The 13,639-nt window shown below is 60.3% G+C and carries 13 protein-coding genes; 9 read left to right on the top strand and 4 right to left on the bottom strand.

What is annotated here, in order from left to right:
- Nucleotides 1-139: 139 nt before the first annotated feature.
- Nucleotides 140-1,225 (bottom strand): ABC transporter ATP-binding protein, encoded by a 1,086-nt coding sequence (locus tag FEZ63_RS17185; RefSeq protein WP_150946723.1) that lies wholly within the window; start codon nucleotides 1,223-1,225, stop codon nucleotides 140-142.
- A 221-nt stretch (nucleotides 1,226-1,446) separates the two neighbouring features.
- Between FEZ63_RS17185 and FEZ63_RS17180 the strand changes: the two genes are divergently transcribed.
- The 9 genes from FEZ63_RS17180 to FEZ63_RS17140 all read left to right on the top strand — a co-directional run bounded on the left by FEZ63_RS17180 (nucleotide 1,447) and on the right by FEZ63_RS17140 (nucleotide 9,416).
- A complete protein-coding gene (locus FEZ63_RS17180; protein ID WP_150946721.1) occupies nucleotides 1,447-2,136 on the top strand; it encodes a GntR family transcriptional regulator in 690 nt (229 codons plus the stop codon).
- Nucleotides 2,133-3,122 (top strand): alpha/beta hydrolase fold domain-containing protein, encoded by a 990-nt coding sequence (locus tag FEZ63_RS17175; RefSeq protein WP_150946719.1) that lies wholly within the window; start codon nucleotides 2,133-2,135, stop codon nucleotides 3,120-3,122. Before FEZ63_RS17180 ends, FEZ63_RS17175 begins: the two co-directional genes overlap by 4 nt.
- A 48-nt stretch (nucleotides 3,123-3,170) precedes the next feature.
- The gene (locus FEZ63_RS17170; protein WP_150946827.1) at nucleotides 3,171-4,361 is read left to right on the top strand and encodes an ABC transporter substrate-binding protein; all 1,191 of its coding nucleotides are present in this window, start codon (nucleotides 3,171-3,173) and stop codon (nucleotides 4,359-4,361) included.
- A gap of 94 nt (nucleotides 4,362-4,455) precedes the next feature.
- Nucleotides 4,456-5,379: a carbohydrate ABC transporter permease gene (locus tag FEZ63_RS17165; protein WP_150946716.1), complete on the top strand. Its 924-nt coding sequence runs from the start codon at nucleotides 4,456-4,458 to the stop codon at nucleotides 5,377-5,379.
- Nucleotides 5,376-6,209 (top strand): carbohydrate ABC transporter permease, encoded by an 834-nt coding sequence (locus FEZ63_RS17160; RefSeq protein ID WP_150946714.1) that lies wholly within the window; start codon nucleotides 5,376-5,378, stop codon nucleotides 6,207-6,209. The genes FEZ63_RS17165 and FEZ63_RS17160 overlap by 4 nt, the downstream gene beginning before the upstream one ends.
- A gap of 37 nt (nucleotides 6,210-6,246) precedes the next feature.
- On the top strand, nucleotides 6,247-7,128 hold the full coding sequence (locus FEZ63_RS17155) for a sugar phosphate isomerase/epimerase family protein (RefSeq protein ID WP_150946712.1): 882 nt from the start codon (nucleotides 6,247-6,249) through the stop codon (nucleotides 7,126-7,128).
- The gene (locus FEZ63_RS17150) at nucleotides 7,125-8,120 is read left to right on the top strand and encodes a Gfo/Idh/MocA family protein (protein ID WP_150946710.1); all 996 of its coding nucleotides are present in this window, start codon (nucleotides 7,125-7,127) and stop codon (nucleotides 8,118-8,120) included. The genes FEZ63_RS17155 and FEZ63_RS17150 overlap by 4 nt, the downstream gene beginning before the upstream one ends.
- A 200-nt stretch (nucleotides 8,121-8,320) precedes the next feature.
- Nucleotides 8,321-8,728 carry an SET domain-containing protein gene (locus FEZ63_RS17145; RefSeq protein WP_150946708.1) on the top strand — a complete coding sequence of 136 codons (408 nt, stop codon included), beginning with the start codon at nucleotides 8,321-8,323 and terminating at the stop codon, nucleotides 8,726-8,728.
- Nucleotides 8,729-9,011: 283 nt separating this feature from the next.
- Complete coding sequence (locus FEZ63_RS17140) at nucleotides 9,012-9,416, top strand: SRPBCC family protein (RefSeq protein ID WP_150946705.1); 405 nt, start codon at nucleotides 9,012-9,014, stop codon at nucleotides 9,414-9,416.
- A 96-nt stretch (nucleotides 9,417-9,512) separates the two neighbouring features.
- Here FEZ63_RS17140 and FEZ63_RS17135 read toward each other — a convergent pair whose 3' ends face one another.
- The 3 genes from FEZ63_RS17135 to FEZ63_RS17125 are packed head-to-tail and all read right to left on the bottom strand — an operon-like array spanning nucleotide 9,513 to nucleotide 13,595.
- On the bottom strand, nucleotides 9,513-10,985 hold the full coding sequence (locus FEZ63_RS17135) for an N-acyl-D-amino-acid deacylase family protein (protein WP_150946703.1): 1,473 nt from the start codon (nucleotides 10,983-10,985) through the stop codon (nucleotides 9,513-9,515).
- 46 nt (nucleotides 10,986-11,031) lie between these two features.
- Nucleotides 11,032-12,654: an ABC transporter ATP-binding protein gene (locus FEZ63_RS17130; protein ID WP_244622847.1), complete on the bottom strand. Its 1,623-nt coding sequence runs from the start codon at nucleotides 12,652-12,654 to the stop codon at nucleotides 11,032-11,034.
- A 59-nt stretch (nucleotides 12,655-12,713) separates the two neighbouring features.
- Nucleotides 12,714-13,595 (bottom strand): ABC transporter permease, encoded by an 882-nt coding sequence (locus FEZ63_RS17125; protein WP_150946699.1) that lies wholly within the window; start codon nucleotides 13,593-13,595, stop codon nucleotides 12,714-12,716.
- Between the last annotated feature and the right edge of the window lie 44 nt (nucleotides 13,596-13,639).

Below are 13,639 nucleotides of genomic sequence, written 5' to 3'. Positions count from 1 at the left end.
GTTCCGCAATCTGCCGATTCAGGTTCGCCTCGACGGCGATTCCCTGATCCTCACGCCGTTGGATTGATCGACAGCAACGAGTAACCGGCCACTTCCTCGAGAGTTTTCCGCATCATCTGAAGCACCAATCCTGACGCGATCAGTTCAGCCGGACACCTGTCGCGCGGTCGAACACATGCACGTGCTTCGGATCGCCTTTCACGGCGACCGGGTCGCCTTGGCGCACCTCGCTCGTTCTCGGAAATTCGACCGTCATGGCCCGTGCGTCACCCGTTTCGAGATAGGCATAGGTTTGGCCGCCGAGACGCTCGACCATCGAGATCTCGCCGGAGAACCACGCCTCAGAACTGTCGCACACCACAAGATCCTCGGGGCGAACGCCGACGGTCAACTCTGTCCCCGGTGTCACGGAAGCGTGCTCCGGCAGATCGACAGTGAGTGCCCGCCCGGCGAGCCCGAACGTCAATGTGCCATCCGCCTGCCCCGTCGCTTGGGTCGTCTGGATGTTCATGGTGGGACTCCCGATGAACCGCGCCACGAACAGACTGGCCGGGCGGCGGTACAGATCGAGTGGGCGACCCACCTGCTCCATGTGCCCCGCATTCATCACCACGATCCTGTCCGCGAGAGTCATGGCCTCGACTTGGTCGTGTGTGACGTAGACGGTGGTGGCGCGCATCCGGCGGTGAAGTTTGGCGATTTCAAGTCGCATCTCCACGCGCAAGGCGGCGTCCAGGTTCGAAAGAGGCTCATCGAACAGAAATGCGTCGGGATCGCGAACGATGGCGCGTCCCATCGCGACGCGCTGGCGCTGCCCGCCAGACAATTGCGCGGGCCGCCTGTCGAGAAAACCGCCGATCTTCAGGATATCCGCCGCGTCATCGACCCGACGCTTGATCTCCGCAGCGGGTTCGTTTCTCATCTTCAGTCCGAACGCCATGTTGTCTTCAACGCTCATGTGCGGATAGAGCGCGTAATCCTGAAATACCATCGCGATGTTCCGATCCGATGGACTGAGAGTGTTGACCACCCGTTCGCCTATCCACATCTCCCCGGAGGTGATTTCCTCCAGGCCCGCGATCATCCGCAGAAGGGTCGATTTCCCGCACCCTGAGGGTCCGACGAGGACGACGAATTCGCCACTCGCGATCTCCAGGTCCACACCGTGGACGACCTCGAGATCCCCGTAGGATTTCCGGATCCCCTTCAATGTTATGGCCGACATCCGCAACTCCCTGACGCGGTTCGGCCGTGGGCTCGTCCCGCTTGCGTTTATGGTTTCCGCTCCGCCGCCTACCGCGATCGAGGTGTAGCTTTCGGGGCGGTGATCTTGCCGGTCGACGCAGCATCGAAACGCAAGGGCGTTGCGTTTATGATCGCCTTGACATCGTTATCGATATCAATATTGATAATTGCGAGGGTTGGCAACTGGCGAAAGAGGAAACGATGCGAGAAGCACTGGCGCGCTCTCCGATCACTGGATTGCCGTCGCGCGCCGCCAAGTCCGCAACCGCGTTCCACGCTCTGAAGCATGACATCATGATGGGAGAGCTTGCGCCCGGCGTGTCACTCGTGGAACTGGAACTTGCAGCGCGTTTCGGCTGCAGTCAGGGAACAGTTCGCGAGGCCCTGCTTCAATTGCAGGAGGAGGGTCTTGTCATCAGGCAGGGCCACCGTGGCACGCAGGTGTCGGGTTGCACCGTCGACGAAGCCATCGAGATGTTTCGCGTCCGCCAGCAGATCGAATGCAACGGCGTCGCCCGCGCCGTCGCGCGCAAGAGCCGCTCGCTTATTCCTGACCTCCGGTCGCTTGTGGACGCCATGCTTGCTGCCGCCAGGGCGGATGACGAGTTGCGGCTGGCCTCCCTCGACCGGGATTTTCACCGCCGCATTTTTCGAGACGCCGATCTGCCTGCGCTGGACCCGATCCTGCATCGGTGCCTCGTCCACAATCATCGCTTCAAAATTTCGAGAAGCGGCGCAGCGCGCGATCTGGCGGCGACTGCCGCCCGCCACTGGCCGATCATCGATGCGATCGAGCGTGGCGATGTCTCCGCTGCGTCAAAGACCCTTCATCACCATATCGCCACCATCGTCGATTTCGGCCCCACTGTATTTCCGGATGCCGAACAATGAATGATGCGGCGGGCCTGCTTCCATCCGCTCTTGCGCCCGAGATGGAAGCGCTGATGCTCAGGGTCGAGCGTGAAGGCGGCCCGCAGATCGACCCCACGATGCTGCCGGCGCCACAGGGTCGCGCTTTGTCCGAGGAGAGCAACCGACGCTGGAATCGAAATTTTCCCGCGATGGCGCATGTCGTCGACGTTCTCGTCCCTGCGGATCACTTCCTCGGCTCCGCCAATTGCCGCATGAAAGTCCTGGTTCCGCCCGACGCTGGCGCCGGCGCGATCCTCTTCGTCCACGGCGGCGGCTTCGCATTTTGCAGCCCGGACTCACATGAACGATGCGCCCGTGTGCTGGCGATCGAAAGTGGGCTGCCGGTGCTCCTCCCGGATTACCGGCTGGCGCCGGAACGCCCTTTCCCTGCCGGATTGCTGGACGTCGTCGGATGCCTGCGCGCAGCTTTTCGAGCGACAAAAGCGCTCGAAGTGTCGCCGGGGCCGCTGTTGGTCGCAGGCGATTCCGCCGGAGCGAATCTGGCACTGGCGGCCCTCCTCCACGAGCAGGAGAAAGGGCAAAGTCCAGCCTCCGGCGCGCTCCTGTTCTATGGAGTCTACGACGCGAATTTCGACACGCTGTCATATCGACATTTCGCGGATGGCCCCGGCCTCACCAGGGGCAAGATGCAGCGCTATTGGAATTGGTACGCGGGCGAATCCGCCCGGAGGGATAACCCCCTCATGGCACCTTTTCGCGCCAGCGACGCCGCCCTCCAAAAGTTGCCGCCGCTCTACCTCATGGCCGCCGGGATTGATCCGCTCCTGTCGGACAGTTTGAACTTGGCTGCCCGCCTGAAATCCCTCGACCGCCCGGAGAAGGTGGTGGTGGTTCCGGGCGTTGTCCATGGTTTTCTGCAGATGTCGAACGAGCTTCCGGCCGCGCGCCAGGCCTTGGCACGGGCGGGGTCTGCCGCAAGAGCAATGGCAACCATCGCGAACTGACGAGCCACTCTAGAACAATAACAGGAGGAGACGACAATGAGACGATTGATGAAGACATTCGGCGCCACGTGCGCGCTGATGGCAGGTCTCGCACTCGGGGCGGCCAAGGCCGAGACCGTGCGGTTCTGGTATCACTTCGACAATCCTGAGAACCCGATGTCGGATCTCGTAAAGAAGTTCGAGACTGCCAATCCGGGCATCACCATCAAGGCCGAGAACGTTCCCTGGAATAGCTACTACGACAATCTTTACACGTCGCTGGTTGGTGGCGACGCGCCCGATGCCGCGATGGTGAAGCTGTTCGCGCAGCCGCGTCTGATCGAGATGGGCGCGCTGGAGCCTATCGCCCCCCGTATCGACGCATGGGCCGGCAAGGCAGACCTTCTCGACAATCTCATCGCGCTGAACAGGGGCTCTGATGGCAAGCAATACTACCTGCCGATTCAGTACGTCGTGCTGTACCTCTACTATCGCGACGATTTGCTGAAGGCCGCCAACCTTTCGCCACCGAAGACCTGCGAGGATTTCCGCACGGTCGCGAAGGCTCTCACCAAGGCACCCGAGACCTACGGCTTCGGCTTTCGCGGCGGCAAGGGCGGCTGGGATCAATGGGGCGCGTTCGTTCTCTCCCAAGGTGGCAAGCTCGAGGCCGGAGGCCTGAGCAACCCGCAGGCGATCGCCGCGAACCAATGGCTGATCGACCTGTTCCAAAAGGACAAGGTCATTCCCCCATCAGCGCCGAACGATGGTTTCCAGGAAATCATCGCGGCTTTCAAGGCGGGCAAGACCGCGATGACGATCCACCATATCGGCTCCTCGAACGACCTCGTGAAAGCGTTGGGCGACAAGGTGTCGGCGGTGCCCGTCCCGGCCTGCAACGGAAAGTCTTGGACTTCCTACGGCGATGAATCGCTTGCGATCTTCGCCAGTTCCAAGGCTAAGGACGCGGCCTGGAAGTGGATCTCGTTCCTGGCCGAAGGTGAAAACAACGTGGCGTTCAACAAGGCCACTGGCCAGATGACAGTCACGAAGAGCGGATCGAAAGATTGGAAGCTGCACGAGCGCCGCTTCGTGGACGCGACGGTCAATTCCCTGCCGTTTGCGGCGGTGCTGCCGCAAAACACCGCTACGTCGGAGTTCGTGAACACAGCATGGCAGACCGCCATGCAACAGGCGCTCACCGGCCAGATCACATCGGAGCAAATGATGAAACAGCTCGAGGCGCTGTTCAAGCAATAGCCTCCCTAGCATCGCCTCCCCGTCGCGCAGACGTTTTCGTACGCTCCCGCGACGGGGAGACACGAACGCCCACAAAGAACCGTGAGAAGTGACGATGTCCACGCTCGCACCAGCCATGCCGTTGAAGAGCGTCTATCCGACGCCGTGGCGCAGCCGTGCGCTTCCCTACGCGTTCCTCTTGCCGGCCATCCTCGTCACGCTTCTCGTCGTGTTCCTGCCGATGGCAGAGGCGATCATCACCAGCCTCTACGACCTGATCCTGTGGAAACCCAACGCAAGCCGTTTCGTCGGCTTCGGAAATTACGTCAAGCTGTTCGCCGATCCAGTCTTCTGGACGGCGCTCGGCAACACGGCCCTGTGGATCGGCCTGACTGTCCCGTTGCAGATGGGGCTCGGGCTCATCGCGGCGCTCCTCCTCAATCGCGAGTTTCCCTGGCGCGGCCTGGCGCGTGCGTTGATCATTATTCCGTGGGCTCTTTCAAGTGTGGTCATCGCGCTCATGTGGCGCTGGATCTACGATCCCAACACGGGCGTTCTCAACGACATTCTGGTTCACTTGTCGATCATCAAGTCTGGCATCCCTTGGCTTGCCGACCCCGCGACCGCCCTCTATGCGGTGATCGCCACTCTCGTCTGGCAGGGATTTCCCTTCTTTGCGGTGATGATCCTTGCGGGACTCCAGGGGATTCCGCGCAGCCAGTATGAGGCAGCCTCGATCGACGGCGCCAGCGCTTGGCGACAGTTCCGGCACATCACGCTACCGGGCATCGCACCGGTGCTTGCAACCGCTGGCTTGCTGCGCGTCATCTGGGTAGCCAATTCCATGGACGTCATCTTCGTGATGACGGGCGGCGGACCCGGTTACGCCACTCACACATTGCCGCTCTATGCCTTCATCCGCGCGCGTCAAAACCTCGATTTCGGTTACGGCACTGCCATCGCTGTGACCTTCACAATCCTGCTCGGAAGCATCGTGGCCCTGTATATCCTGCGCACGATGCGGGAGGTCGAGAGATGATCCGTCCATCCGTCATCCGCCGCATCCTCACCACTGACCTGCCGGTGCTGCTGATCGTGCTTCTCGCGATGGGGCCATTCGCCTGGATGGTGCTGACGTCCCTCACGCCTTCGGCGCAGATCGCGCAATCCGGCGTCTCGCTCTCGCCGGCCGGTTGGGGAGTTGACAATTATGTGCGCCTGATGCGGCAGACGTCGTTCGCGGTGAATATGGGACACAGCCTGATCGTTGCGGTCGGAACCGTCATCCTCGGGCTGACAGTCTCGGTAACTGCGGCCTACGCCATCTCGCGCTTCCGGTTCGCGGGTCGCAAGGCGATCATGCTGCAGTTCCTGCTGGTGAACATGTTCCCGGTGGTGTTGCTGATCCTGCCGCTGTTTATTCTCATGCGGCGGCTGGGGCTTCTCGATACCCATCTCAGCCTCATCCTGGCCAATGCCACGGTGGCAATCCCGTTCGCCGTGTGGATGCTGACCAGCTATGTGGGGGCGATCCCAAAGAGCCTCGACGAAGCCGCCATGATAGATGGCTGCTCGCGTCTCATGGCGCTGCGCCGGGTGGTTTTGCCGCTCGCGATGCCCGGCATCATCTCGACGGGAATCTATATTTTTATCACCGCCTGGAACGAGTATCTCTACGCCCTCACTCTCGGCGGCCGCAACGTGCGCACCGTGACGGTGGCGATTCAGACGCTGATCGGCGAATACCAGATCGAGTGGGGATTGCTTGCCGCCGGCGCGGTTGTCGGGGCAATGCCCGCAACGCTGCTGTTCCTCATCGTCCAGCGACGCCTCATCGGCGGCCTCACCCAAGGCGCCGTCAAGGGGTGAGCGCCACCCGTATTCCATTGCCACAGCAGGACGCCAAATGAATTCAATCGGGCTCATCTCCATGCAATATGCAAGGCCATTCACGGCCGAGCATTTCCGTCTCTTTCGCACCATGCGCGAGCTAGGCTTCGACTTTGTAGAGCTTCTGGTCCCCGAACCCGGTGAACTCGACCTCGAGGACACGCGGCGCGCGCTGGAGGACGCGGGGCTTTCGGTGGTGCTCGCGGCGCGGGTCAATCTCGAGCGCAATCTTTCGTCGGACGACGCGAAGTGGCGCCAGGCAGGCGTGGATTATCTGCGCTACGCCGTGGACGTCGCCGACTCGCTCGGTGCCGCCATCGTGGGCGGACCGTTGACAGGGAATCCGCTCGTCTTCGCCGGGCGTCCGCCGCAGCCGATCTCCGAAGCGGAACGACTTGCGCGCAAGGAGCGCTGCGTCACAGGTTTGCGGACAGCCGGAGACCATGCGGGAGCCTGCGGCGTCACGCTCGCGGTCGAGCCGCTCAACCGGTTCGAGAGCGACGTATTGTGCACGACGCAACAGGCCGTGGAGCTGCTCGACGCGGTCGACCATCCAGCCGTGCAGATGATGCTCGACACGTTCCACATGCACATGGAGGAAGCCTCGATCCCGGAGGCGATCCGGCTCGGAGGCAAGCGTGTCGCGCACTTCCAGGCGAACGAGAACCATCGCGGCTTCCCCGGCACCGGCTCGACCGACTGGGTGGCGGTGGGGCGTGCGCTGCACGATATCGCCTATGCCGGTCCCATCTCGCTGGAGCCCTTCCGCCGTAACGACGACCGCTTCGGCGTACCCTTCGCGCAATGGCGCCCGCCCCACGAGGACGAAAGCGAGCGTCTTGCGGCATCCGCCGCGTTCATCAAATCTCACCTCCTCCTGACGGAATTCAGACGATGACAATCAAGATGGGCTGGATCGGTTGCGGCGTTCACGCGACGCAGATGCTGCTGCCGCAGCTGGTCCGGCATGATGTCGAGCTCATCGCACTCTGCGACATCGACGGCAAGCGCCTCGCAGAGGCGGGACGGCAATTCGGCGTCCGCGGTCTCACCAGCGACGCGTATGCGCTCATCAACACCCCCGGCATCGATGCGGTCGGCATGGCGGTGGGCCCGGATCAGCACCTCGCCTTCGGCAAGGCTGCGCTGGAGCGCGGGCTGTCGGTGTTCATGGAGAAGCCGCCTTCCGGGTCGGCCGCGGGCGCGCGCGAACTGCGCGACGCGTCAGAGCGCGCCGGCAAGCCGCTTCTGGTCGGTTTCATGAAGCGCTATTCGGTGGGCAACAAGATCGCCCACAACATCCTCAAATCCGGCCGCTTCGGCCCCGTCTACGGGCTGACCGGATATTACATGACGGCGCCCGGCTATTTCGCCGGCAATGTCGATTACACGGGCTTCCTGCTGCACCATTGCGTGCACTACATGGACCTCACATCCTTTCTCGTCTCGCCCATCCGCGCCCTGACGGCGCGCAAGGTGGAGAAGAAACCCGGCCGGCTGCTGTTTCACGTGAATGTCGATTTTGAATGCGGCGCCATCGGCACCATCGCGATGGGCACCATGCAGTCGCGCGGGACGCCTGTGGAGCGCATTGAGATCATGGGCGATCACCAGCGCATCGAGGTCGAGGACGTGATCGACGTCAAGTGGCATCGCGATCCGCCCTTCAAGGCAGACGACGCAAAGGCGACGTTGAGCGACGAGGTCGACACACTGACCTGGAAGCCCAATTTCACCGCCGCCGCCAACGAAGACTTCAAGGGCTATCACGCCCTCATGGCGGATGTGGTGCAGGCGTTGAAGGGCACCGCGACGCCTGCGCCCACGATCCATGACGGGGTGATCGCCATGGAGTGGTTGGAAAGACTCAGGCGCGAACTCGCCGTGTAAGGCCACGCCTGCGGCCAAAGAGGCAACCGGCTGCATGCCGTCCCACCAGGGGGTTGGCCTGGTACTGTCGGCGTCACATCCCTCATTGGCCGGTCGAGCGCGGTTTCCACGAGACGACACTTGCCATCTGCGGCATCCCGGTTATTTGGATTGTGCAGTCGAAATGGCGGAAGCCTTCGTACGAGTCGGAGTGAGTTACATTGGCGGCTTCCAAACCCCGAGAGAGTCGACTACGGATCGGACGATCTAAAACCGGTCTTGGTCTTTTCGCCACGGATGTGATCAACAAGGGCGAGTTCGTCATCGAGTATATCGGTCAACGCATTTCGAATGCCGAGGTGGCCGAGCGAACCGATGCACGCTATCTCTTCGAGGTGAACACCCGATGGACCATCGACGGCTCCCCGAGATGGAACAAGGCTCGCTATATCAACCACTCGTGCCGCCCGAATTGCGAGGTGGTGATCACGCGAGGGCAGATTCGGATCTTTGCTCTTAAGCGTATCCGCCCGGATGACGAGATCACCTACAACTACGGCAAGGACTACTTCAATACGTTCATCCGGCCCAAGGGGTGTCGCTGCAGCAAATGCGAGCCGGCCGCATGAATTTGTGTCGGAGCGGTTTGTCTTGATTTTGAGATGGCCTGCCGAAAAGCCGTCCTGAAGACGGCTTCCACGCAGTGTTTACCCCCTCAGGCGTTCACACGACCACGAAGTCCGCAGCGGTGACTTCGAGTTTAGGAAAATACCCGGCAGAGGCAGGAATAGTTTAAGCAGCGCCGTTCATTGTTGAGTATGAAGCGAGGGGCAAACGCCGGCACGCGGCGTTGCCTTTGACAAGATTTGCGTGTCCAATACGCGGGTGGTGTGACACCAAGGACATGGCCTGATGGCAACAATTCGGTGGGAAGAACCGGTCGCAGTACCGGCCGCGCAGGCGTGGGCCCTGCTGCGTCGTGTCGACAGAGCCCATGAGCTTTTCGCGCCCGTGCTCGTGGCAGGCTCAATGGAGGGCGATGTCCGGACCGTCACCTTCGCCAACGGGCTCGTCGTTCAGGAGCGCATCGTCACCGTTGACGATCAGGCGCAGCGCATCGCCTACACTGTGGTCGGCGAGATGTTCGAGCATCATTCCGCTTCGATGCAAATTCTTCCCGTCGACGACGCGATGTGCCGCTTCGTCTGGATCAGCGACTTCTTGCCGGACGAGCGGGCAGAAACTGTACGGCCGCTCGTCGAACAGGGCTCTCGCGCCTTCGCGAAGAACGTCGAAGACAGGAAAATCCGCGGCTAACCTTCACAAGCGACGACGCCCCTCGCCTTCCGGCCCGTGGACACGCAGGCCTGCCCGCGATTGCCCAGGCCACGTTGTTGCGGCTCTGTATTGACGCTAGATCGTGACGGGCCGATCTGTTGTCTGTCGCCGCAAAACGCGACCAGGGCGCTCGCCACTTGGTTTTCCGTGGTTCCAAACGACTTTGCCGTTAACGAGTACCGTCTCGATCCCACGCGAGGGTGCGATCGGACGAGCATAGGTCGCTACCTCGTCGACGGTCTCCGAATTCAGGATCACGAGATCGGCAAACGCACCTTCGCGCACAATTCCCCTGTCGGCCAAGCCAAAGTTCCTCGCCGTCAGCCCAGTCATTTTGTGGATTGCGGTCTCAAGTGAGAACAAGCCGCGCTTACGGCTGTAATGCCCGAGTACCCGCGGGAAAGTGCCCCAAAGCCGGGGATGAGGTTTCTCATCGTGCGGCAGACCGTCTGACCCGATCATGGTCTGATCGAACGCGAGGATGCGTTCTACGTCGCCTTCATCCATGCGATAATAAACGGCGCCCGCAGGCAGGAGCCGATTGATTACCTCCTCCTGCGTCCCACCAAGCGTCTCCATAATTTCGGTCAGGTCGCGCCCAGCGAACTCGGGAAGGCTCTTGGACCATGTCACGGTAACGCGCGTCGAATTCGCCGCAAGGTGTGGAGCAAGGATCGTGGACGATGCCGCATAGGGATAGCAGTCTAGGCAAATCTCCTGCTTAGCCATTTGGCACTCGATCAGTTTGAGGGTTTCGGCCGACCGGCCAAAATTCTTCGCCCCCACCACTTTGTGATGTGAGATGACCACCGGGACCCCGACATCCCGCCCGATCCTAAAAGTCTCGTTCAGCGACTCGACGACCATATCCCCTTCATCTCGCATATGAGTGCAGTAGAGACCGCCACGCTCGCGTAATGGCTGGCAGATCTCGATGACCTCCTCTGTGGGAGAGCCGATAGCAGGTGCATAGGCGAGGCCTGTCGACACACCGATCGCTCCAGCCGTGAGGGCTTCCACCACCATTGTCCGCATAGCCGCAATCTGTTCAGGGCTTGCAGGCCGGCTCAGGTCATCCATTGTCGCGACCCGAAGTGTCGAGTGTCCTACCAACATGGCGCAATTGGTCGCCGCCGGATGGGCTTCTAGCTCGGCAACATAGTCCGCAAACGTTGCGAATCGATACCAACGTCCGTCTTCATCGAGAAGGTTGAGCGGTGGCGTAACGGGGTTGGGAATCGGACGCGGCATTGGCGCAAGCGAGATCCCGCAATTACCCCCTATGATCGTTGTCACTCCCTGGCTAACTTTTGAAGCCATGTCGGGGTTCGACAGAAGAAGGCGGTCGTCATGCGTGTGCGCGTCGATAAAGCCTGGCGCGACCACAAGACCCTTTGCATCGATGATTGTACCAGCTGTCGCGTTGCTGAGGTCACCGATGCGCGCGATACTGTCACCTCTAATTGCCACATCGCCATTGAAGCGATCGGCTCCCGTTCCATCAACAATCGAAGCATTTCGGATAATCGCATCATAATGGTTGTTCATGGTCCTACCTTCGTCGAATTTTGCAAAAAGCGCGTGGCCCGAGGAATTATGCAGCGCCGGATATTAGCGGGCCGAAATTCTGGAAGTCCCAACCTCGACCTGGCGCTGCGTCAATCAGAGTGCGTGTATATTCCCGCCGGGGGGACGTCAGAACCTCGGCCGCCGGCCCTGCCTCCACAATGCTTCCATGCTGCATCACCAGAATAGTGTCGCAAATCTGCGCCGCGACGCGCAGGTCATGCGTGATGAACAGAACGGCGATGCCAGTCCTATCGCGAATTTCGCCCAGAAGCTTCAGGACCTGCGCCTGGACAGAAACATCCAGAGCAGACACCGCTTCGTCGGCCACCAGAATGTCTGGGTCGAGCGCAAGCGCCCGGGCGATGCAGATACGCTGCCGCTGGCCACCGGAGAACTGGTGCGGGTAACGTTGCATAGAGTCATCACTCAAACCGACAAGGCCGAGTAACTCGCGTGCCTTTTTCAAAGCCGCCTCTCGCTTCGTACCGAAATTGACGAGGCCTTCGATAATCGAATCCCCCACCCTCATCCGCGGATTTAGTGAACGGTATGGATCCTGGAAAACGATTTGGACGCGTTGCCGCTTTGGGCGCAACTGAGGTCCAGAAACCCTGGCGATATCCTCACCCTTGACCAGTACGGCACCGGAGGTGGGGTCTTGAAGTCGAACAATACATCGTGCGACCGTTGACTTACCGGAACCGGACTCGCCAACGATCCCGACGATCTCACCCTTTCGCAGTGTCAGGTTGACATTCTGTGCAGCCGCAACCGAGCCACCACTGCCAAAAAGGCGCTTCCGCGAATAGTTCTTGCTCAGCGATTGCACCTCCAAAACAATGTCGGTTACTGGCGCTTCTCGTTTCTGAGGGATCAAACTCGGCACTGAGGAAACCAGCATACGCGTGTAGGCTTCTCGGGGTCGCGCCAGAATGTCTTCCCGCGTGCCTACCTCAACGAGGTGACCCCGATTCATCACGACGATGCGATCCGCAATCTCCGCAACGACACCAAAATCATGGGTAATGAAAAGCACAGCGGTATTGTGCTTTTTCTGCAACTCGCGGATCAGCAAGAGAATTTGTTTTTGTGTCGTCACGTCGAGGGCAGTCGTCGGCTCGTCTGCGATCAGGATTCGAGGCTCAAGGATCAGTGCGATCGAAATTACCACGCGCTGGCGTTGACCGCCCGAGAGTTGGTGCGGGTAGGAATTGTAAATGCGTTCAACATCCGGCATATGAACGGATTCCAGCATCGCAAGAACTTTCTGGCGCCGTGCCGTCTTGCTGAGTTTGCTGTGTATTCGCAGGACCTCATCAATCTGCTCACCCACTGTTTCAACAGGGTTTAGCGCCGTCATTGGCTCCTGAAAGATCATCGCCATCCGCGTCGCCCGCAGTTCGCGCAAGCGGGCCGGACTAGCTGCCAGTATGTCCTCACCGTCCACGAGAATTCGACCGCGGCTCGGCTTCAGCGAGCCTGCTGGCAGAAGTCCCATGATGGCAAGAGAAGTGACGGACTTACCTGACCCTGACTCACCCACAACGCAGAGCGTCTCTCCTGAGCTGATCTCGAAGCTGATATTCTCAAGCACCTGACGGCCGGTGGGATCGCCGACGACCTGCACCGCAAGATTATCGATCTTCATAACAGGGTTTGTCCTGTTGGACATCGTTTCGGACTTTCTCGAACCAGCGATTAAGCTACTCATGATTTTCGCGCCATTTTCGGATCGAGAAGATCACGCAAGACGTCACCGAGCACGTTCACGCTCAGGAGTGTCGCGGCGAGGATGATGCCCGGATAAAGGATGAGGCCTGGCAGAAGCTGGAAGTACATACGGCCTTCGGACATCATATTGCCCCAGGATGGAATTTCGGGCGGTAACCCAGCCCCGAGAAAACTCAACGTGGCTTCCGTAAGAATCGCTGCGGCGAAGACGTAAGTGCCCTGCACAATCAATGGCGCCACGGTGTTCGGCACCATGTGACGGACCAGCAAAGTCGGCACACGGGTTCCGAGCGAAATGGCAGCCTCTACGTATGGCTCGGTGCGAACTGACAGAATGACGCTACGGACGAGACGCACGACCCGAGGAACTTCCGGAATGGTAATTGCAACTAGAACCGTCAGAAGACTCCCACCTGTCAGCGACACAAGTGCGATGGCAAGTAGAATGCTGGGGATGGCCATAATGCCGTCCATAACGCGCATGATGATGGCGTCTGCTGCGCGAAAATATCCGGCGAGAACCCCGATCAGTAGGCCAAGTGTGATGCTCATGAGCGTGGCTCCCGCACCGACGATCAGTGAAACACGTGCCCCATATACGACACGCGAATAGGTGTCGCGCCCGAATGCATCTGTTCCGAGCCAATGCTCGGGGGATAGCCCACGCAACCGTGAGCCCGGATCGATCGCGACCGGATCAATGGTCCCAAGAAGTGGCGCTGCAAGGGCCACAACGATCACGACTGAAAGGATCAATAGAGCAACGAAAACGGGAGGGCTCCTAAGGGAACTGATGAGTTGCGAAGTGAACCCTGCCGCCGGAGTCGCATGCACGATCAGCGAGGGGTCGCCGAGCATCTGCACGTTTCCATCTGCATGCGGCTGATTTACGATTGCTGGCA

This window comes from Microvirga brassicacearum, assembly GCF_008757455.1.
GTDB classification, from domain to species: Bacteria; Pseudomonadota; Alphaproteobacteria; order Rhizobiales; family Beijerinckiaceae; genus Microvirga; species Microvirga brassicacearum.
The sequence above is the reverse complement of the archived record's forward strand: the minus strand, read 5'-3'. Positions and strand labels throughout refer to the sequence as shown.